Here is a 20,941-nt window from a genome sequence, read left to right as displayed (position 1 = left end):
CTTAGGCGCTCGCGCCCTTGGCCGCAACCAGTTCGTCGATGCGGGCGCACAGGTTCTTCAGCACGAAATATTGCTCGGTGGTCGCCTTGCCGTCGTTGACCTCCTGAGTCCACTTCTCCAGCGGCAGCTTGATGCCGAACTGCTTGTCGATCGCAAAAGCGATATCGAGGAAATCGAGGCTGTCGATGCCGAGGTCATCGATGGCATGACTATCCGGCGTGATCGTGTCGCGCGGGATGTCGCAGGTTTCAGCGATGATCGTGGCGACCTGATCGAATGTGGAGGACATCACTAAGCCTTTGATATATTGCAGGTATTTGTCAGATTGTCCAGAGTGGCACGGTGGCTGGGCATCGCGCCCCTGATGACGCCCTCAAACCCCCCTCTGGCCGGGTCGAAAGCCCGTATATCGGAGCGCCGCCCTGAGTTCAATGGAGCCGGGCAGGCCCCGGGGGACAGCAACGGACGGGGCTGGGGATGCCGGCTGGGACCCTTCCGCCGCGAGGTCCGCGCCGGGCCGGTCCTAAATGTGCGGTGTCGTGATCTTGACGCAGTCGCGGCGGCCCATCAGCACGCAATCCTGAGTCCGGCGCAGGTCGGCGATGCTGACCGCGAGCCAGATCCCGATCGCGGTCAGCGCGATGGTGAAGGCGAGCGCCGCGATATTGGCAAGCATGCGCTGGCGGAAATTATCGGGCTCGGCGCGCGGCTGCTCGTAGCGCGACAGGTCCAGCCGTTCGGGCGTGGCGCGCAGCGGCTGCACGCTGGCATCGCCGCGCTGGACCCTTGGGGAAGGCGGGGTGCGCGGCCTGAACTGGAGCACCCGGTGCTCCTCATCAGAGCTTATGGGCCGCTGGTTGTTCATGGGGCGGGGATCACTCCGAAGCAGCAATTTAGATAGCATAGGTGAGGCACGCGTTGCAGAAAAACTTCTCAATGCCCGCGTGTATTCGTGCGTTCGTACCATTTGTGCACGGGCCGGTGTGCAGCGATCTGGAAACCGGCCGTCGCGCCCGTGATCCGCGCGTTGCGCTGCAATGCGGGCACAGCGACACCGTCCTTCGTCCGATCGGTATCGACTTGTGATCTGCGCGTGCTTCGAACGGATTTTGCCGCCCTGGGGCCCATGGCATAGTGGCGGGAACCCGAACCGCTAGTTGCATCCATCCGAGGGGCTTCGATCATGACCACGACCAACGCGCGCGAGCCGAGAGTGCATCCGGTTCCGATCCTGTCGCTCCGGCCGACGCAGATGACGGTCGGCATGCGCGAGGTCAAGGAGAAGCGGAAGCGCTGGCGCGAGCATGACACGACGAAGCAGGCGGATCTGCTCGGCAAGCACATGATCCCCGTCGTTTACGGCCCCGATGCACGTTACTACGTGATCGACCATCATCACCTCGGCCGCGCGCTGCACGATGAAGGCGTCAAGGAGGTGCTGGTGACCATCGTGGGCGACCTCAGGATGGTGGAGCGCGAGGCCTTCTGGGGCGTCATGGACAACAAGCGCTGGGTCTATCCTTACGACGCCAAGGGCGAGCGGCGGTCGTTCCGCGACCTGCCGAAATCGGTCGCCGACTTGAAGGACGATCCGTTCCGCAGCCTTGCCGGCGAATTGCGCCGCATGGGCGGCTTCGCCAAGGACACGACGCCATTCTCCGAATTCCTGTGGGCCGATTTCCTGCGCCGACAGGTCTCGCGCAAGGCGGTGGAGGCCGATTTCGACAAGGCGCTCGAGAAGGCGATGGCCGCCGCCAGAAGCAAGAATGCGATCTATCTGCCCGGCTGGTGCGGCCCGGCGGACGACGATTAAAAGTATCTCGTCAGTCGCGCTGGAAGATCCTGGCGCCGGGGTAGGCGCGGCGGGCGTAAGTGACCACCAGCGCGCGGTCCTGGGTGTCCAGGAACGGCGTTCGGATCTGGGACGATCCGACGATGAGGTGCCACAGGCCGTTGAGCTTCTGGATCACGATCTTCATTTGCGTAGACCTCGATAACTCCCATTCCAGCGAACGTTGCTTGTCGCCGCAGTGCCTGGAATCGCGGTCGCGGATACGAAATTCCCAACACGGCCGGCGCTCCAAAACACGTCGACCCTTGTTAGTTGGTTACGGAATGCCCCCAGATAAGCCGGATCTCATCACAGCCGCTTGAGCGAAATCAATTTCCGCGCCCACGACACCGTCCTGAAACAGAGCCGTCCCATTTCTATGGGGTAGTCGAGCTCACACAGGAGGCGAACATGCGCCGTCTGGCTTTCATAGTTGCCGTGCTCGCGGTCGCTTCGGCGGGAATCTCTGCATCCTTTGCCGCAGTCCACCACGCCAAGACGTTGACGTTCGCGGAGCGCTTTGCTCCGGCGCTCGAGTTGATGGCGAAGCGCTAGCGGCATAGCGCCGCGCAGCCGTGAGCGCGGCTGCGCGCTCCGAGGCGGACATCGCGTCGCACCTGCCGGCAGATGATGGCCGGGCCAGGCTTGACCTGTCGCAAAGGTGCCTCGCCCTGACCGGCTAAAGTCTGCCTGCATGTTTGCAGAGACAGCGTTGTGCCCCGATGCCGAGGGCCCGGGCTCCAAGTCATGCAGATTTTGGAGGCACGGCCATGAGCGTCATCTTTCGCATCCTCTTTGTCCTCGCCGGCGCGATCACGGCGCTGTTCGTCGCGCGTGATGCGCTGAATTTCACCATCATCCAGACCTTCGTCGCCGTCCTGCTCGCGACCGCAATCGTCGGTGCCGGCAGCCTCTGGAGCCTGCGGCGGAAACCGTGAGCGAGACGGAACGCCGCAGTTCGGCCGGCCTGAGCGAAACCGAGGCCCGGGCGAAGCTCGCGGCAGACGGCCCCAACGAATTGCCTCGGCCGGAACGACGCAGTCCCCTGCGCATCGTGGTGGAAGTGCTGCGCGAGCCGATGCTCCTGCTGCTGCTTTGCGGCGGGCTCATCTATCTCGTGCTCGGCGATCTCAAGGAGGCGCTGATCCTGCTGGCGTTCGGGGCGATGTCCATCGTGATCACGGTGGTGCAGGAGACCCGGACCGAGCGCGTGCTGGAAGCCTTGCGTGACCTGACCAGCCCGCGGGCGCTGGTGGTGCGCGACGGGGTGCGCCGGCGAATTGCCGGCCGCGAGGTCGTGCAGGGCGACCTTCTCGTCCTCGGTGAAGGCGATCGCGTCCCCGCCGACGCCGCGCTCGTCGAGGCGCGGGACCTGCAGATCGACGAGTCCCTGCTGACCGGCGAGTCGATGCCCGTCCGCAAGAAGACGGCCGACAAGGTCACCGAGGCCGGTCACCGGCCCGGCGGCGAGGATCAGCCATTCGTGTATTCCGGTTCGCTCGTCGTGCGCGGCGAGGGGCTGGCGCTGGTCGAGGCCACCGGGCCGCGCAGCGAGATCGGGAAGATCGGGCTGTCGCTTCGCGGCCTGCAGGCCGAGCCGCCGCGGCTTCAGCAACAGACCGCAAGGCTGGTGCGGCTCTGCTTTCTCGGCGGCGCCATCATCAGCCTGGCCGCGATTGTGCTCTACGGCGTCTCGCGCGGCGACTGGCTGCAGGCGCTGCTCGCAGGCGTCGCCATCGGCATGTCGATGCTTCCGGAAGAATTTGGCGTCGTGCTCACGGTGTTCATGGCCATGGGCGCGTGGCGGATTTCGCAGGCCCGCGTCCTGACGCGGCGAGCCGCCGCCATCGAGGTCCTCGGCTCGGCGACAGTCCTGTGCACCGACAAGACCGGGACGCTGACGCAGAACCAGATGTCGGTCGCCGAGCTGCGGCTGCGCGACGGCGCGCGCCTGCGTGCGGAGGCGTCCGGACCGGATCAGGTCGGGCCCGAATTCGCCGAGCTGGCGCGCTGCGGGGCGCTGGCAAGCTCTCCGGAGCCGTTCGATCCGATGGAGAAGGCGCTGCACGCGTTCGCGCGTGATGTCCTGCGGGACGCAGACGCGACGGATGGCGGGCGGACGCTGGTGCGTACCTATGGTCTGCGCCCCGAGCTGCTCGCCATGACCCAGGTTTGGCGGACATCCGCAGCGGCGGATCTCATCGCATGCGCCAAGGGCGCGCCGGAAGCGATTGCGCGGCTGTGCAGGCTGAACGAGGCCGATCGGGAGGCCGTGCAAGCTGCCGTCGGGGCCATGGCGAAGGACGGGCTTCGCGTGCTGGGGATGGCGGTTGCCGCGTGTGATGACACTTCCCTGCCGGCATCCCAGGAGGCTTTCGTATTTCGCCTCGTTGGCCTGGTCGGGCTCGCGGATCCGTTGCGGCCTCACGTTCCGGAGGCGGTTCGCGAATGCCGTTCGGCCGGCATCCGCGTCGTCATGATCACGGGCGACTATCCGGCGACCGCTCTGGCGATTGCCGGGCAAGCCGGGCTCGACGTCAATGAGGTCGTGACCGGGGAGCAGATCATGCTCGCTGACGACACCGGGCTCGAGGCACTCGTCAGGAAGGTGAACGTCTTCGCGCGGGTTCTGCCGGAGCAGAAGCTGCGGATCGTGCAGGCGCTGAAGCGCGGCGGCGAGATCGTTGCGATGACGGGCGACGGCGTCAACGACGCGCCGTCGCTGAAGGCCGCCCATATCGGGATCGCGATGGGTGGCCGCGGCACAGACGTCGCCCGCGAGGCATCCTCGATCGTCCTGCTCGACGACGATTTCAGCTCCATCGTCGCATCGATCCGCCTCGGACGCCGGATCTACGACAATCTGCGCAAGGCCATGGCCTTCATCTTCGCGGTTCACGTGCCGATCGCGGGTCTTGCGCTGCTTCCCCTGCTGTTTGGCCTGCCGCTGGTGCTCGGCCCGGTTCACATCGCCTTTCTGGAGCTGATCATCGATCCCGTCTGCTCGCTGGTGTTCGAAGCCGAGCGCGAGGAGCGCGACGTCATGAAGCGTCCGCCGCGGCGTGCCGATGCGGAGCTGTTCTCGTGGCCCCTGATCGCCTGGAGCGTCCTGCAGGGCGCGATGGCCTTCGCCTTGATCGCGGTGATCTTTGTCGCAGCGCTTCGTTCCGGGCTTCCGCCCGATGAGGCTCGCACCCTCGCATTCATTGCGCTCGTCGTCTGCGTCCTCGCGCTGGTGCTGGTCAATCGATCCTTCAGCGCATCCTTCTTGTCTGCCTTCTTCCGTCCAAACGCGGTATTGCTCTGGATATTCCTCGCGATTGCGCTTGTCCTCGCCGCAGCCCTGTTCTGGCCGCCGGCCTCCGGTCTCTTTCGCTTCGGTCCGCTGCATCTTGACGATTTGATGATCACGCTCGGCGCTGGACTATTGGTGCTCACGGCGCTCGAACTGCTGAAGCCGTTTTGGGGCCGGCGGTTACGATTCTAGATCGTGACGCGGCAGCCCGGCCATGCGCCGAGCGCGACGAGTCGACGTCCGGAAATCATGCAGGCCGCGGAAGACGCGTGCGAGATGCTGACAGCATTTCATTAGAACGGATCCAGTCTACATAGATTCTACGACGCGAACGTCCGAAACACTTTGATTGTGCGCTCGGAGTCTCTGCATGGTCGTTCCCGAAAGTTCGGGGACTGGGAATGCTGGAATTGCTGTTTGACGCACGCGCAACGAAGCGCGGGCGCGTGTCGATGTTGTGCGGTCTTGTCGCGCTTCCTTCCGCCATCGCCTTCGGCCAAAACGCGCAGGCTCAGAGCGCGAGCGGAGCATCGGTTCTTCCTCCCGTCGTGGTCGAGCAAAGCCGCCCGAGCAAGCGCCAGGTCACCACACCGCGCAACTCGCGATCTGCGAGCGCCCGCCAGACGCGATCGCGTGCGGCAGGACAGGCAGTCCAAGCAGCTTCCCAGCCGGCTGCCGCTGCAGCGGAACGCGGTACCGATCCGGTGAGGGGGTTTGTACCCGTCGTCAGCTCGGCTGCGATGAAGTCCGACGTACCGATCCTGGAGACACCGCAATCCGTTTCCGTCGTCAGCCGCGACCAGCTCGATGCGCGCTCGGTCACGACACTGGTCGAAGGATTGCAGTATGTCGCAGGTCTCGCCATCCAGCCCGGCGGCAAGGATCCGCGCTTCGACAACGTTTACATCCGCGGCTTCGACAACAACGGCTACGGCGCCTATCGCGACGGGCTTCGCGAGGTCGGCGATCCCGCCTTCTTGTCGCTGTTCCGCAACGAGCCCTACGGCTTCGAGCGCATCGACGTCATCAAGGGTCCGAGCTCCGTCATGTACGGGCAGGGGGCGCCGGGCGGTCTTGTCGACGTCATCAGCAAGCGCCCGCCCGACAAGGCCTTCGGCGAGATCGTCGGTCAGTTCGGCAATTACGATCGGTTTCAGGGGGCCTTCGATTTCGGCGGGCCCGCGACCAACGATGGGACGCTGCTCTATCGGTTGACCGGTGTGTTCCGGGATTCCGATGCGCAGATCGCCAATTTCTCGAATTTCGTGAAGGACAACCGGACCTATATCGCGCCCGCCGTGACCTGGAAGCCGACCAACGATACCACGCTGACCATCCTCGCCGACTACACGCACGATGTGACCGGCAACGCCTTTCCGCTGTCGATGGCGCATCTGAGCGGCGGTAAGGTCACCGGCATCACCGCACTGCCGCTGTTCCTCGGTGACCCCAGCTACAATAGGTTCGACCAGGAGCAGGAGCGCATCGGCTATCAGTTCGAGCACCGCTTCAACAACGATCTGATCTTCGAATCGAAGGCTCGCTACGGCCACACCGAGCTCGATTATCGCTATCTGACGTTCATCGGAACCCCGCTCGATACGGCCACGGTCTTTCCGCGTCGCGCGATGCGCATCCAGGAGCAAGTCGATACCCTGTCGACCGACAACCACCTGATCAGCAAGTTCGGCACGGGGCCGCTTCAGCACACGGTGGTCTCCGGCGTCGACTATCTGACGTTCAACATGACGGACCGGACCTATTCCGGAAATGCGCCGCCGCTCAGCAAGATCAATCCGGTCTACGACCAAGCCATCGCGGCTCCGACTGCGCTCGTCACCCCCTCGGCGAACCAGACAATCGATCAGGTCGGCGTCTATGTGCAGGACCAGATGAAGATCCAGAACTGGATCTTTACATTGGGCGGCCGCTACGATGTCTCCGAACAGAACACCTACGCCTTGGCGACCAACAAGACGACCGACACCAAGGACACGGCCTTCACCAAGCGCGGAGCGGTCTCGTACGTGTTCGATTCCGGAGTGGCGCCGTATTACAGCTATTCGGAATCGTTCCTGCCGACGCCGGGCACGGATTTTGCGGGGAATCCGTTCAAGCCGACGACGGCGCAGCAGCACGAGCTCGGCGTGAAGTACCAGCCGTCGCGGACCCTGCTGATGACGTTGGCGCTCTATGATTTGACGCGGCAAAACTCGCTCACGAGCGATCCATCGCATCTCGGCTTCTCGGTCCAGCTCGGCGAGGTGAATTCGCGCGGCATCGAGTTCGAGACGCTGGCGCAGATCATGCCCGGACTGAACCTCGTGGCCACCTACACCAACCAGGATGTGAAGGTGACGCAAACCACCACCGCCGCCGATCTCGGCAAGGTGCCGACGCTGGTGGCCCGCCAGATGGCATCGGCCTATCTCGACTACACGGTCCAGGGCGGGACATGGGACGGCTGGGGGTTGGGCGGCGGCGTCCGCTACAACGGGCCGACCTTCGCCGACACCACCAACACCATCGTCAACGAGGGCTACGTCGTGTTCGATGCGGGCCTGCATTATCGCCAGCCCAAGGGTGTCAACCTCGCGCTGAACGTAAAGAACATCGCCGATCGCGTCACCGTTGCGTGCACCACGAATGGCGGTTGCCAATACACCAGCCCGCGCACCATCACGGGCACGGTCAGCTATCGCTGGTAAGGATCGCCATGGTTCAGGCCCGCACGATCCGGCTCTGGTCCCGCATTCACACCTGGACCTCGCTCGTGTGCATGCTGTTCCTGCTGATGCTGTGCGTGACGGGACTTCCGTTGGTCTTTCACGACGAGATCGACGATCTGCTCGAGGACGAGATCTCGGCGCCCGCGATGCCGGAAGGAACGCCGCGTCTGTCGCTCGACCGGATGATCGCGGCGGCGCAAGCGCGTTTTCCCGGTCAGTATGTCCTGCTGCTCAATCTCAAGCAGACCGAGCCACTCGTGACTGTGGCCGTTTCTCCGACCGCTGTCCCGGCGCCGGGCAACTTCCATCGCCTGACGTTCGATGCGCGAACGGCCGAAATGCTCGGCGAAGAAGCCCCGCATCAGGACGTCATGGATATCGTGCTGCGGATACACAAGGACATGTTCGCAGGGCTCCCCGGCGAGCTGTTTCTCGGGGCGATGGGACTCGTGTTCGCCGTGTCGATCATCTCCGGCATCGTTGTCTATTGGCCGTTCATGCGGCGGCTGGATTTCGGGACGATCCGTCGGCGGTCGTCGCCCCGGCTCAAATGGCTCGACACCCATAATCTCCTCGGCATCGTCACGTTGACGTGGACGTTGGTGGTCGGTCTCACCGGCATGATCAACACGCTGGCGACGCCGTTGTTCGACCTGTGGCGGGCGCAGCTCATCCCCGTCTTGCTGGCGCCTCATCTGGGCAAGCCCGTGGCTCCGATCCCTTCGGTTCAAGCCGCCGTCGAGCTTGTCCGCACCAGATTTCCGGATCGCCTCGTCACCTCGGTGACGATGCCGACCGCGGCGCGTTTCGGCAGCCCGCAGCACCTCGTGGTCTGGACCAAGGGAGCGACGCCCTTCACGGCGCGCATGCTTCAGCCGATGCTGGTCGATGCCAATGACGGCAAGACGATCGTGGCGCCCGAGGTGCCGTGGTATCTGAAGACGCTTCAGGTCTCGCGTCCGCTGCATTTCGGCGATTACGGCGGGCTTCCGTTGAAGATCGTTTGGGCGGTTCTCGACATCATGACGATCATCGTTCTCGTCAGCGGAATCTATCTCTGGGCGGCAAGGCGAAAGCCGTCGGTCCGCAAGCCGCTGCGCCCAGAGCGGACCGCGGCAGTCGGTGTCTGATCCCATGCGTCGTTCCGTGTCCAAGGCGGACGCTCAGAATCTGGCCCGGCACCACAGAAGCGTGTGGGACGTGTTCCGGGCGCCGCTCCTGGTCGGCTTGGTCTGCGCCGTGGGGCTGGGTCTGGCGCTCGTCGGAGATGGGATCTGGGACGGCCTGTCGTGGTTGGCTCTTTCGCTGCCGGTTGGGCTTGCGGCGTTCTACTGGCACCGCGCAGGCCGCCGGCGCTGACAGCGAATCCGCCGAACCGACGGTTATCGGTGCTGCTCTTCCGGGGCGCCTTCGACCTCATGCGCCTCGTCCTTGCCGCCAAGCATGCGATGCAGCCGGCGCTCGAGGCGGCGGCCGATCGTCAGCAGGACGAAGGCCAGCGCAAGGGCGACGATGACGATCCTCCACTGTCCGGCGCCGCAGACGATGCCGAGGCAGGCGGCAAGGAAAGTGCAGGCGGCGCTGGTGAGGCCCCGAACGCGAAACCCCGTGCTTTGGTGCACGATGACGCCAGCACCGAGAAAGCCGATGCCCGTGAGGATGCCCTGGATGACACGGCTGGCGGCGTCGACGACCCTGGCAGGTTCGGCGAGCTGCAGCGCGAGCAGAACCACGCTCGCGGTGGAGAGACCGACGATGCCGAGCGTCTTCAGCCCGATCGGCTTGCCGTGCAGGTCGCGGTTGAGGCCGATCGCGCCGCCGGCGAGCGTCGCCGTGCCGAGGCGCAGCAGGGTTTCGGGCCAATCGAGCTCGGTCATGGCGCCTCGATCATGTCTTCGGCAGGCGGCCCATCACATAGAACTCCTCGTTCGGCCGCATGCCCGTGAAATTCGCCAGCCGGTTCGACAGCGCGAAGAAGGCGGAGATCGCGGCGATGTCCCAGATGTCGTCGTCGCTGAAGCCGTGCGGCGCGAGCGCGGCGAAATCGTCCTCCGAAATCCGCTGCGCGTCAGCCGAGACCTTCATGGCAAAATCGAGCATCGCCTTCTGCCGCGGCGTGATGTCGGCCTTGCGGTAGTTGATCGCGACCTGGTCGGCGATCAGCGGGTTCTTGGCGCGGATGCGCAGGATCGCGCCATGGGCGATCACGCAATATTGGCACTGGTTCGCCGCCGACGTCGCCACCACGATCATCTCGCGCTCGGCCTTGGTGAGGCCGCCGTCCTTCTCCATCAGCGCATCGTGATAGGCGAAGAAGGCGCGGAACTCGTCGGGGCGGTAGGCCAGCGTCAGGAACACGTTCGGCACGAAGCCGCTCTTCTCCTGCACGGCGAGGAGGCGCGTGCGGATGTCGTCGGGCAGCGTGTCGAGGGCGGGGGCGGGAAAGCGTTGCGCGGCTGTCTTTGTCATGGGCATGGTTCCGGCTTTTAGGCGGGAACCATAGTCGATGCGGAAGGCGGGCTCAACGTGCCAGCCGTTCTGGCCGCGACGAACGTGCGAGTTATGAGCGACGCTCCATCCGCCGTCATTGCGAGCGCAGCGAAGCCGTCCAGAAATCCCTCCGCGGAAAGACTCTGGCTTGCTTCGCTGCGCTCGCAGTGACGGGGTGGAGAGAGCTTTGCCTTACCGCAGCGGCTTCTTCAGCAGCGAGAAGCGGTCCGGGTCGAGGCCCATCGACGGCTGCAGCATCGGCGCTTCGACGCTGGACATGGTCTTCGCCGGCGGCGCCGAGAACACGGGGTCGTTCGGTACGTCGCGCTGCGATGTGGCGCCGCGCCAGCGTTCGAGCACGGCGCTGACGAAATGCATGTCGTGACCGGAGGTGACCGACGGCACGCTGGAGATGGTGGCCTCGCCGCGCGGCAATTGGTGCGGCGGCACTTCCTTGAAGCGCAGGCGGGTCGGCAGCGCCACGCCTTCGCCGAACGCCAGCACCTCGCGGGTGCCGAGCGACGGAACGAAGGAGAGCAGATTCGCGGCGGCATCCGACACCGCGGCGCGCAGCAGCGCCTGGTCGCGGTCGTTGGCGAGGCGCATCGTGAACAGCGTGTTGCACTGGGAGATGATGGTGGCGTCGAGCTCGGCGGGGCGCTGGGTGATGAGGCCGAGATAGACGCCGTATTTGCGGCCTTCCTTGGCGATGCGCGACACCGCCTTGCGGGTCGGGCCGAAGCCGATGTTGCGGTCGGCGGAGGCATAGCGGTGAGCCTCCTCGCAGACGAACAGCAGCGGCGAGACGCCGTCGCTCCACAGGCCGAAGTCGAAGGCCATGCGGCAGAGCACGGACACGACCGAATCGATCACCTCGGCCGGGAAGCCGGCGAGCTGCATCACGGTCATCGGCTTGCCGTTGGCGGGCAGGCGGAACAGATGGCTGATCACCTCGGCCATGGTGTCGCCGCCGACATTGGCGTTGTCGAACATGAAGGCGTAGCGCGGGTCGTTGCGTACCGCCTCGATGCGCGAGATCAGCTTGTGATAGATGATGCGCGAGGAGCGGTTCTCGAGCTTGCCCATGCGCTCGTCGATCAGCGACAGCAGGTCGACCAGGCGATAGGGCACCGGCGTATCGACGGTGTAGCCGATCTGCTTGGGATCGATGCGCTTGAGGCCGATGCGGTCGGCGTTCTGGTACTGGGTGTAGACGCCCTTGGCGAGCGGAATCACCTCGGCCAGGATGTCGAGCTCCTCGGGCACGCCGGCGCGGCCGCCGAACAGCACGTCGACGATTTCCTCGAAATTGAACAGCCAGAACGGCAGCTTCAGGTTCCGCGGGTTGAGCACCAGCGCGCGGTCGCCGAAGCAGCGGCCATATTCGTTGTGCACGTCGAGCAGGAAGATGCGCAGGTTCGGCCGCGCCTTCAGGATCTCGTTGAGCAGCAGCGAGACGCCGGTCGATTTACCGACGCCGGTCGATCCGAGCACGGCAAAATGCTTGGACAGCATTTCCTCGACGTCGACATAGGCGATGACCGAGCGGTCCTGCTGGAGGAAGCCGACATTGATCTGGTCCGAGCCGGTCGGCGCGTAGATCGTGCGCAGCTCCTGGCTGGTGATCAGGTCGACGGCATCGCCGATGGTCGGATAATTGGTGACGCCGCGCTGGAATTTGGCCTTGTCCGCGGCATTGAGGATCTCGCCGAGCAGGTCGACCGAGGCGATCGCGATGTAATTGTCCGAGCCTGACAGGTTCTCGCAGGAGACCTCCGTGATCATCGCAACGATGACCGAACTGCTGCAACGGATGCTGACGAAGCGTCCGACGGTGGCCCGCACCTCCGAGATCGGCATCCGGCTTTCCGCCAGAAGCCCGACCCGGGCGAGCGATCCGCGAACCGAAATCACGCGTCCAAAGGATGTCACGATGAATGAACCTGGCAAGAGCAAGGGATTTGCCCGGACTATGCCCGGCCGTCGCTGCACAAACGGTTAAACGGCGGGCGCGCCCGCTCCGTTAAATCCGTGGTAATTCGGTCCGGAGACTTGTCGCCGATGGCTGCTCATGGCTGGAATCGCCGGGAAAATACTGCATTTCCGGGCCTTTAGGGCGAGATGGTCCTTAAGGAAAAGTTTACCATTCGAGCAGGCCCTTTCGTCCGGCGGCGGACCGACATTGGTCGGACAGGCGCCGTTCGCAGCAGCGACGCTGGCTGCTTTGTTGACGGGACCTAATGATTTGTACATTAGTACAAATGAGGTCCGTCACTGTCGGCACACCCGCACGAGGGCCCGCCCGCGCGTTGTGCCGTGCGCGTTCCAATTGCGCCGCCCGGACAGGCGGATCGCAGCCATGCTCCAGGAGGAAACCATGCAGCCCGAACCGATCCTCGATCTCGCCCATCTCGGCCACATGGAGCTGCTGACGCCGAAGCCGGACGAGAGCCTGAAATTCTTCGTCGATGTCATGGGTATGACGGTCAGCGGACAGAAGGGTGAGTCGGTCTATTTGCGCGGCTGGGACGATTACGAGCGTTATTCGCTCAAGCTCACGGCGGCAAAGACCTCGGGCATGGGCCACATGGCGCTGCGTGCGCGCAGCCAGCAGGCGCTGGAGCGGCGCGTCGCAGCGCTGAAGGGGTCCGGCTTCGACATCGGCTGGATCGACGGCGACATGGGGCAGGGGCCGACGTTCCGCTGCCGCGACCCCGATGGCCACATCGTCGAGCTCTATTACGAGACCGAATGGTATCAGGCGCCGCCCGAACTCAAGCCTGCGCTGAAGAACCAGGCACAGCGCTTTCCCGCCCGCGGCGTCAATGTCCGCCGCCTCGACCATCTCAACTGCCTTGCCGTCGACATCAAGGCCAACCGCCAGTTCTTCGAGACCTATCTCGGCTGCCGTCTCACCGAGCAGATCGTGCTCAACGACGGCCGTGAGGCCGCGATGTGGCTGACGATGTCGAACAAGAGCTACGATTTCGCCTATTCGCTCGATCATTCGGGCGTGCGGGGCCGCTTCCACCACGTCACCTACGCCCTCGACAGTCGCGAGGAGATTCTGCGCGCCGCCGACATCTTTCTCGAGAACGGCATTCACATCGAGACTGGGCCGCACAAGCACGCGATCCAGCAGACCTTCTTCCTCTACGTCTACGAGCCCGGCGGCAACCGCGTCGAAGTCGCCAATGCCGGCGCACGCCTTATCCTGGCGCCCGACTGGAAGCCGATCGTGTGGACCGAGGAGGAGCGCAAGAAGGGCCAGGCCTGGGGATTGAAGACGATCGAGTCCTTCCACACCCACGGCACGCCGCCGGTGGAGGTGACGAAGCACGCCTAATTGGCGGAGGCGCGCACCTTTGCGATCGTCTCGCGCACGCCGGTCCAGGCCGGCTTGTCCGGCGCGAACTGCCGGCGCAGGAAGCCGACGAGCTCCTCGATCTGGGTGTCGCTCATGCTGTTCCTGAACGCGGGCATGTAGCCGAGATCGCTCGAGACGGGCTCCGCGATGCCGTGCAGGATGACCTGTACGAGATTGTCCGACGTGGCGCTGTGCAGGTTGCTGTTGAGCGCGAGCGAAGGCCTTGTGCCGAACAGCGGCAGGCCGCCGACCTCGTGGCAGACGGCGCAGGCGCCCTGATAGAGGCGCGCGCCGGCGGAGGAGGCGACGGTCACTTGCGTTGCATTTTCGAGCTTGGCGGCCAGCGCATCCTGCGCCTGGTGGTCGACCGCAGTGTCATTGAACGAGTTGAGATAGACCGCCATCGCACGGATGTCCTGGTCGGGCAGCGCCTTGAGGTCCCGGACGATCGGTGCCATCGGGCCGGCGGCGACGCCGTGGTAACGCGAATGGCCGGTGCGCAAATAGGCGTACAGCTCATTCTCGCTCCACGGGATCGGCGCGTGCGAGAGCGAGGTCAGCGACGGCGCTTCCCAGCCCTCGGCGAAGCCGCCGGCGAGATAGGCGTTGCGTTGCTCGGCGCCGAGCGCGTTGCGCGGCGAATGGCAGGCGCTGCAATGGCCGAGGCCCTCGACCAGATAAGCACCGCGATTCCAAGCCTCGGACTTTGTGGGGTCGGGCTTGAAGTCGGGCGTTCGGTGGAACAGCGCATTCCAGCCCGCCAGCAGCGGGCGGAGATTGAACGGGAAGGCCAGCGTGTTGGCCGGCGTCGTCGCGCGCACCGCAGGTTGCGCCATCAGGTAAGCGTAGAGCGCCTGCAGATCGGAATCGCTGGTCTTTGCAAAATGCGTGTAGGGGAAGGCGGGATAGAGCTGGCGTCCGTCGCGATGCAGGCCATCGCGCATGGCGCGCTCGAATGCGGGGTAGGACCAGGCACCGATCCCGGTCTCGACGTCGGGCGTGATGTTGGTCGCGTAGATCGTGCCGAACGGTGTTTCCAAGGCGCGACCGCCGGCATTTGGTGCGCCGCTGACGATGGTGTGGCACTCGGCGCAATTGCCGAGCGCGGCGAGCTGCTCTCCGCGCGCGATCGTTGCAGCTGAATAGACCGACGGATCGGGGCGCGCGATGGGTGCAATCGCGCGGCCGGGAAGAAGCGCCGCGCCGATGCCGATCGCGGCGGTGCAGACGGCTGCAATCGTTGCGAAGATGCCGGCGCGCCTGGCGAACGGATTTTCCCAGATACGAGACGGAGGCGAGGCTGCGGGCGGGGGCAGGGACTGCGGCGTCGCCGGTGCTTCGCCGTGCAATCCCTTGAGGATTCGCTCAGGCGTGAACGGCGGCTCGCGAAAGCGCACGCCGGTGGCATCGAAGATGGCGTTCGCGATCGCGGCTGCGCTCGGCACCGAGGCGGACTCGCCGACGCCGAGCGGCGGCTGATCCTGCCGCGGCAGCATCAGCACGTCGATCTTGGGAACGTCGGGGAAGGGGATGATCGGATAAGCGCCCCATTCACGCGCGGCCACCGCGCCGCGCTCGAACGACACCTCTTCCATCAACGCGCGGCTGGTGGACTGGATGACGTTGCCCTGGATCTGGTGGCGCACGCCGTCCGGGTTGATCATCAGGCCGGAGTCCTGCCCCGCGACGACGCGCGTCACGCTGACGTCGCCGGTCGTCTTGTTCACCGCGACGTCGGCGACCCACGCCGACCACGCCGCGCCATAGCCCGGAAACTTGCTGTGGACGTAGAGCGCATAGGCAAAGCCGCGGCCATGCACGACCTCACCGTCCTTCTCCTCGCGAACGGGGCGGGACGTCCAGCCCGCGCGCTCGGCGACCGCATTGACCAGATCGACCGCGCGCGGGTCCTTCAGATGGCGCAGGCGATATTCGATGGGATCGACGCCGGCTTCGGTTGCGGCCTCGTCGATATAGGATTCATGCGCAAAAGTGTTCGGCAGGGCCGAGACGCCGCGAAACCAGGAGGCACGCACGATCGGCGGCGTGTCGTGGGCGACGACGCGCATGTGCTCGTAATCGTAGGGCGGGATCGCGGTGCGGTCGCCCATCTGGAGCACCGCAGGTTCGGGCGAAAGGCGGCCGGTCAGCAGCAGCGCCAGCGTCGGCGCGGCATTCGAGGGATAGCGCGTGGCAAGGTCGTAAGCAGCGATGCCGCCGTCAGCATCGAGGCCGCCATTGACGTCGATGAGTTGTGCGGTGCCTTTGGGCTCCCAGGCGTGCTCCTGCTCGCGCGTCAGCTGCACGCGGACAGGACGGCCGACGGCGCGCGACAGCAGCAGCGCATCGGCGGTGACATCGTCAGCGCAGTTGCGGCCGTAGCAGCCGGCGGCCTCCAGCCGGATCACCTCGATCTCGCTCTCGGGGCGCTCGATCAGCAGCGCCAGATCGCTGCGCAGCACGTGCGGGTTCTGCGTGCCCGACCAGACGCGGATATTGCCGTCCTGGAAGTCGGCAACCGCGCAGGACGGGCCGATCGAGGCGTGCATCTGATACGGCCAGACGTAAGTGCGCTGCATCGGCTTGGCCGCGCCTGATATCGCCTTGTCGACGTCGCCCTTGTCGATCAGCGTGCGCGGTGTCGATGGATTGGCGCGCAGCGCGGTCTCGACATCGGCGAGGTCGGTCAGCGTCGGCATCGGCTTCCAGCTCAGCTTGAGCTGCTCTGCTGCACGGATTGCATTCTCCTCGCGCCCGGCGACCACGCCGACGAAATCGCCGATCCGCACCACGGCCAGAAGGCCAGGAATGTCGCGCACGGAGGATTCGTCCACGGCGATCAGGCTGGTGCCGACGAACGGCCCGGCATCGACGCCGGCATAGGGCGGCCGCACCACGCGTCCGTGCACCATGCCTGATATGCGGATGTCGTGCACGAAGGTCAGCTCGCCGGTGGCTTTGGCAGGTAAATCGACGCGCGGCACCGACTGGCCGACGATGGCGTAATCGCCGACCGGCTTGACCTGCACGTCATCGGCCAGCTCGAGGCGGATCGCCTCCTCGCCGATCAGCTCGCCATAGCTGACGCTGCGATTGTCGTGGCCGCGAACGAGTCCATCCTCGATCTTGAGCTCGGCTTCGGGCAAGTCCAGGTGTTCCGCCGCGCGCGCGATCAGAAAGTGCCGGGCCTGCGCCGCGGCCTTGCGCAGCGGCACGGCCGTGATCTGGATGGTTTCGCTCGCGATCGTCGCGCCCTGGTTCGGTACCACGGCCGTGTCGCCGAGCACGACGACGACGCGCGCAAAGGACACGTCGAGCTCTTCGGCGACGATCTGGCCCAGCGCAGTGCGGATGCCGGTGCCGAGATCGACATGGCCGTTATAGGCCGTGACCGAACCGTCCGCAGTGATGCGGACGAAGGTCTCGGATGTGACCTCGTCCACGCTGCGGGCGACGATGAGCGAACCCGCGCGTTCAGCTCGGTTCGAAACAAGGGAGGCCATCAATCTGCGGCCTCGGTGAGCTGGCTAGAGGCGCGCATCACCGCGCGGAGGATCTCGACATGCGTGCCGCAGCGGCAAAGATTGTAGCGCAGCGCCGCCAGCGCCTCCTGCTCGGTTGGCCGCGGATTGATCGCGAGCAGCGCCTTGGTGGTCATGATCATGCCGTTGAGACAATAGCCGCATTGTGCGGCCTGCTCGTCGATGAAGGCCTGCTGCACGACGTCGGGCTTGTCGCGTGTGCCGAGGCCTTCGAGCGTCACGATGTCGCGGCCGGCGCAGCCGCTCACCGGAATCACGCAGGAGCGTGCCGCCAGTCCGTCGATCAGGACAGTACAGGTGCCGCATTCCCCCAAGCCGCAGCCGTATTTCGGGCCGTTCAGCGCGAGGTCATTGCGAAGCACATAGAGCAGCGGCGTGTCCCGCGCTGCCGTGACCTCGTGGATCCTGCCGTTCACGGTGAGGCGGATCGGTGTCTGCGTCATCCTCGTTCCCAAGCCCAAGACAAAGCCAAGAGACAAACCCAAAATCATGCGATCGCGAAAATTCGACGCCGCGACGATACCGTTTGTACACAAACGTGCAAGCCGTGCATGCCGCACTGCAGCGCGACTGCCTTCTTTGTGGACAGAGCGGATAGGCAAATGAGGTTTTATGCGGCAGCGGCATCTTTTGCGCTGCACCGCCGCTTGACAGCCCCGGGGCACCGCGCGCAACATCGTTCGTATACGAATGATAACTGCGATGTCCGCCGGCTCCGACATGGTGACAGAAACGACGAGCGCCGTCATCGACAAGATCCGCTGCGATGCTTGTCCGGTGATGTGCTACATCAAGCCCGGCGCGGCGGGGGCCTGCGACCGCTATGCCAATCACGACGGCAAGCTCGTCCGCGTCGATCCGCACGTCATCCTGGAGCGCACCGTCTCGCACGGCGGCAAGCTGGTCCCGTTCAGCCGCACCGAGGACTGGGACGGCAAGATCGTCCATGAGCCCTCGACTTTCGTGACGGCGATCGGCGCAGGCACGACCTATCCCGACTACAAGCCGGCGCCGTTCATCGTTTCGGCAGAGGTCGACGGCGTCGACATGGTGACCGTCGTCACCGAGGGCATCTTCTCCTATTGCGGCATCAAGGTGAAGATCGACACCGACCGCTATCTCGGCCCGGAGACTGCGACCGTGCGCGCGCAGGGCGAGGCGGTCGGCCATGTCACGACCAGCGAATACGGCTCGCAGATGCTGTCGCTCGGCGGCGTGCATCATCTCACCGGCGGCTCCAAGAAGGAGGGCCGGGTCACCTGCGACACGCTGATGGACCTCGCCAATTGCAAGGCGGTGGAGCTGACCATCGACGGCGGCGCCACCGTGGTGGTGCAGGCCGGCCAGCCGCCGATCGTCAACGGCGTGAAGGAAGAGCGCATGCGCGTCGGCTGCGGCTCGGCGACGATCGGCATGTTCGCCAAGCAATGGCACGGCAAGGTGGACGAGGTCGTCGTGGTCGACGACCACATCACCGGCGTGCTCTCGGAGCACCAGGCCGGCAAGCTGCTCGACATCGCCGACACCGGCATCAAGATGAAGGGCCGCCGCTCGACGCCCGGCCGCTATTTCCAGGTGGCCGATCCCGGCACGGGCTGGGGCGGCACCAACATCTCCGATCCCTTGTCGATCCTGGGCCCGTTCGATGCCAAGGAAGCAAAGCCCGGTTTGACCATGCTGATGGTCTCCACCACCGGCGAGCATTCGTCCTATTACGTGCTCGACAAGGCCCTGAAGCCGGTCGAGACCGAGATGCCGGCCGACCTGAAGTTCTCGGTCGAGCGGATCCAGGAAAACTGCGAGCCCGCGCTGTGCACGGTGCTGTTCATGGCGGGCGCGGGCGGCTCGCTGCGCGCCGGCGTCACCGACAACCCGGTGCGGCTGACGCGCTCGGTCAAGGACGCGCTGACGCGTGTCACCAGCGGCGGTGCGCCGGTCTATGTCTGGCCGGGCGGCGGCATCACCTACATGGTCGATGTGACGCAGATGCCGTCAGGCGCGTTCGGCTATGTGCCGACACCGGCCCTGGTCGCGCCGATCGAGTTCACGATGAAGCTGTCCGACTATGCCGCACTCGGCGGACACATGGATTATGTGAAGCCGCTCTCCGAGGTGCAGAACGGCGACGATGTCCGCCAGTTGCCCTGGCAGAACCCGATTCCAGGGCCCCGCACATGACCAGGCGCCCGCAAATCGCATTGCTGTCTGATGGCCGGCGGCTGCATTTGCAGGATGGACCGATCGATCTGATCGTCGAGGCGAGGGGACGTGCGGATGCGGTGCGGGCCGCCTATGAGGCTGCGGCGCTGCGGTTCACCGGATTGCTCGACGAGCTTTGCGCAGAGCTGCCCGAATTGCGGTCCGGCGCCGGGACGCGGACGTCGCTAAAGGGCGTCGTCGCGCGCCGCATGCATGCCGCGGTGGCGCCCTATGCCGCCGATTGCTTCATCACGCCGATGGCGGCCGTTGCCGGTAGCGTCGCGGAGGAAATTCTGGCTGCGATGCTGCGCGCTGCGACGCTCGATCGGGCTTACGTCAACAATGGCGGCGACATCGCGCTGCATCTCGGCAAGGGCGAGCAATTTTCGGTCGGGCTGATGGATCGCCCCGACCGCGACGGTGTGATGCGGACGATGCGGATCGATGCGGACGATCCGGTGCGGGGCGTTGCGACCAGCGGCCGGCACGGCCGCAGCTTTTCGCTCGGGATCGCCGATGCCGTGACCGTGCTGGCGGCGACCGCTTCGCAAGCCGATGCGGCCGCGACCGTGATCGCCAATGCCGTCGATCTTCCCGGACATCCCGCCATCATCCGCAAGCCTGCGAACGAGCTTCAACCCGACAGCGATCTGGGCGGGCGCCTCGTGACGCGCGATGTCGGCGAGGTGTCTCACCATGAGATCGCCGCCGCGCTCGAATCTGGCGCAGAATGTGCACGGCATTTATTCGATCGTCGGCTGATCGAGGGTGCCGTGCTGCAGCTTTGTGGTGATATGCTTGTCATCGGACCGAAAGATATTGAGCGGCTGGAATCGCGCCCGCGTCAGCTGGAGAACGCGGTTCATGCCTGAGCAGGGAAGTGTCCAGAGGAAGCAGCCATGAGCGCGATCATCCGCAAGATCGTCACTGTCGTCGAAGAGACGCAGATGGAGATGGGCCGACAGGTATCGCCGCCGACCCGGCGTGCTGCGGCGATTGCCGTCATCGAGAATCCGTTTGCCGGAAAATACGTCGAGGATCTTTCGCCGCTGATCGCGATCGGCGAGGAGCTGGGCGAGCTCTTGTCAAAACGCGCGGTGGCGGCGCTCGGCATCGATGGCGCCAAGGCGCACAGCTACGGCAAGGCCGCGGCGGTCGGCGAGAACGGCGAGCTGGAGCATGCCGCCGCGATCCTCCACCCCAAGATGGGCGCGCCGGTGCGCAAGGTTCTGGGCAAGGGCGCGGCGCTGATCCCCTCGTCGAAGAAGCGCAGCGGTCCGGGCACGACGCTGGACATCCCGCTCGGGCACAAGGACGCTTCCTTCGTGCGCAGTCATTTCGACGGTATGGAAGTGCAGATCAACGACGCGCCGCGTGCCAACGAGATCATGGTCGCGGTCGCCGTCACCGACAGCGGCCGTCCGCTGCCGCGGGTCGGCGGGCTGACGGTTGCGGAGATCAAAGGCGAAGACGGTCTGAGATAGAAGT

At 65.2% G+C, this 20,941-nt stretch carries 19 protein-coding genes; 11 read left to right on the top strand and 8 right to left on the bottom strand.

All coding sequences use genetic code 11. The annotated features are described in order from the left end of the window. Window position 1: 1 nt before the first annotated feature. Window positions 2-289, bottom strand: coding sequence for an acyl carrier protein (locus tag ACNJYA_RS22835; protein WP_007592476.1), 288 nt, complete (start codon window positions 287-289; stop codon window positions 2-4). A gap of 234 nt (window positions 290-523) precedes the next feature. Further along, on the bottom strand, window positions 524-865 hold the full coding sequence (locus ACNJYA_RS22830) for a hypothetical protein (protein WP_172788111.1): 342 nt from the start codon (window positions 863-865) through the stop codon (window positions 524-526). A gap of 318 nt (window positions 866-1,183) precedes the next feature. Between ACNJYA_RS22830 and ACNJYA_RS22825 the strand changes: the two genes are divergently transcribed. Further along, window positions 1,184-1,813 carry a ParB-like protein gene (locus tag ACNJYA_RS22825; protein WP_439400766.1) on the top strand — a complete coding sequence of 210 codons (630 nt, stop codon included), beginning with the start codon at window positions 1,184-1,186 and terminating at the stop codon, window positions 1,811-1,813. Between the two features lie 10 nt (window positions 1,814-1,823). On the opposite strand, the gene ACNJYA_RS22820 is transcribed toward ACNJYA_RS22825, so the two are convergent. Then, the gene (locus ACNJYA_RS22820) at window positions 1,824-1,979 is read right to left on the bottom strand and encodes a hypothetical protein (protein WP_165637160.1); all 156 of its coding nucleotides are present in this window, start codon (window positions 1,977-1,979) and stop codon (window positions 1,824-1,826) included. A 263-nt stretch (window positions 1,980-2,242) separates the two neighbouring features. Between ACNJYA_RS22820 and ACNJYA_RS22815 the strand changes: the two genes are divergently transcribed. From ACNJYA_RS22815 to ACNJYA_RS22795, 5 genes are all read left to right on the top strand, one after another. After that, on the top strand, window positions 2,243-2,386 hold the full coding sequence (locus ACNJYA_RS22815) for a hypothetical protein (protein ID WP_439363374.1): 144 nt from the start codon (window positions 2,243-2,245) through the stop codon (window positions 2,384-2,386). Window positions 2,387-2,601: 215 nt separating this feature from the next. Then, window positions 2,602-2,769, top strand: coding sequence for a hypothetical protein (locus ACNJYA_RS22810; protein ID WP_172788114.1), 168 nt, complete (start codon window positions 2,602-2,604; stop codon window positions 2,767-2,769). Then, the gene (locus ACNJYA_RS22805; RefSeq protein ID WP_439400765.1) at window positions 2,766-5,318 is read left to right on the top strand and encodes a cation-translocating P-type ATPase; all 2,553 of its coding nucleotides are present in this window, start codon (window positions 2,766-2,768) and stop codon (window positions 5,316-5,318) included. The genes ACNJYA_RS22810 and ACNJYA_RS22805 overlap by 4 nt, the downstream gene beginning before the upstream one ends. A 548-nt stretch (window positions 5,319-5,866) precedes the next feature. Next, entirely contained in the window at window positions 5,867-7,834 is a 1,968-nt protein-coding gene (locus ACNJYA_RS22800; RefSeq protein ID WP_439363372.1) for a TonB-dependent siderophore receptor, read from the top strand. A gap of 8 nt (window positions 7,835-7,842) precedes the next feature. Beyond that, entirely contained in the window at window positions 7,843-8,985 is a 1,143-nt protein-coding gene (locus tag ACNJYA_RS22795; RefSeq protein WP_439363371.1) for a PepSY-associated TM helix domain-containing protein, read from the top strand. Window positions 8,986-9,237: 252 nt separating this feature from the next. On the opposite strand, the gene ACNJYA_RS22790 is transcribed toward ACNJYA_RS22795, so the two are convergent. From ACNJYA_RS22790 to ACNJYA_RS22780, 3 genes are all read right to left on the bottom strand, one after another. Continuing rightward, on the bottom strand, window positions 9,238-9,732 hold the full coding sequence (locus ACNJYA_RS22790) for an MgtC/SapB family protein (protein WP_260383274.1): 495 nt from the start codon (window positions 9,730-9,732) through the stop codon (window positions 9,238-9,240). Between the two features lie 10 nt (window positions 9,733-9,742). Further along, window positions 9,743-10,324: a peroxidase-related enzyme gene (locus ACNJYA_RS22785; RefSeq protein ID WP_439363370.1), complete on the bottom strand. Its 582-nt coding sequence runs from the start codon at window positions 10,322-10,324 to the stop codon at window positions 9,743-9,745. A 213-nt stretch (window positions 10,325-10,537) separates the two neighbouring features. Next, on the bottom strand, window positions 10,538-12,130 hold the full coding sequence (locus tag ACNJYA_RS22780) for an ATP-binding protein (RefSeq protein WP_246708867.1): 1,593 nt from the start codon (window positions 12,128-12,130) through the stop codon (window positions 10,538-10,540). Here ACNJYA_RS22780 and ACNJYA_RS22775 point away from each other — a divergent pair. Beyond that, complete coding sequence (locus tag ACNJYA_RS22775; RefSeq protein WP_246708868.1) at window positions 12,123-12,347, top strand: hypothetical protein; 225 nt, start codon at window positions 12,123-12,125, stop codon at window positions 12,345-12,347. The two genes, ACNJYA_RS22780 and ACNJYA_RS22775, sit on opposite strands and share 8 nt — an antisense overlap. A 375-nt stretch (window positions 12,348-12,722) precedes the next feature. Further along, on the top strand, window positions 12,723-13,691 hold the full coding sequence (locus ACNJYA_RS22770; RefSeq protein WP_439363369.1) for a catechol 2,3-dioxygenase: 969 nt from the start codon (window positions 12,723-12,725) through the stop codon (window positions 13,689-13,691). On the opposite strand, the gene ACNJYA_RS22765 is transcribed toward ACNJYA_RS22770, so the two are convergent. Both ACNJYA_RS22765 and ACNJYA_RS22760 read right to left on the bottom strand, forming a co-directional pair. Continuing rightward, the gene (locus tag ACNJYA_RS22765) at window positions 13,688-17,215 is read right to left on the bottom strand and encodes a molybdopterin cofactor-binding domain-containing protein (protein ID WP_439363368.1); all 3,528 of its coding nucleotides are present in this window, start codon (window positions 17,213-17,215) and stop codon (window positions 13,688-13,690) included. The genes ACNJYA_RS22770 and ACNJYA_RS22765 overlap by 4 nt on opposite strands. Further along, entirely contained in the window at window positions 17,215-17,697 is a 483-nt protein-coding gene (locus tag ACNJYA_RS22760) for a (2Fe-2S)-binding protein (protein WP_439363367.1), read from the bottom strand. Before ACNJYA_RS22760 ends, ACNJYA_RS22765 begins: the two co-directional genes overlap by 1 nt. 277 nt (window positions 17,698-17,974) lie before the next feature. Between ACNJYA_RS22760 and ACNJYA_RS22755 the strand changes: the two genes are divergently transcribed. From ACNJYA_RS22755 to ACNJYA_RS22745, 3 genes are read left to right on the top strand one after another with little or no spacing between them, the layout of a single operon-like run. Beyond that, a complete protein-coding gene (locus ACNJYA_RS22755) occupies window positions 17,975-19,432 on the top strand; it encodes a 6-hydroxynicotinate reductase (RefSeq protein WP_439367503.1) in 1,458 nt (485 codons plus the stop codon). Then, window positions 19,429-20,325, top strand: coding sequence for a UPF0280 family protein (locus ACNJYA_RS22750; RefSeq protein WP_439363366.1), 897 nt, complete (start codon window positions 19,429-19,431; stop codon window positions 20,323-20,325). Before ACNJYA_RS22755 ends, ACNJYA_RS22750 begins: the two co-directional genes overlap by 4 nt. A 27-nt stretch (window positions 20,326-20,352) precedes the next feature. Continuing rightward, the gene (locus ACNJYA_RS22745) at window positions 20,353-20,937 is read left to right on the top strand and encodes an amino acid synthesis family protein (RefSeq protein WP_439363365.1); all 585 of its coding nucleotides are present in this window, start codon (window positions 20,353-20,355) and stop codon (window positions 20,935-20,937) included. The last annotated feature ends 4 nt before the right edge of the window (window positions 20,938-20,941 follow it).

This window comes from Bradyrhizobium sp. BLXBL-01, from assembly GCF_051853025.1.
GTDB lineage: Bacteria > Pseudomonadota > Alphaproteobacteria > Rhizobiales > Xanthobacteraceae > Bradyrhizobium.
Note: the sequence above shows the minus strand (reverse complement) of the source record. Positions and strands in the feature narration are given on the sequence as shown.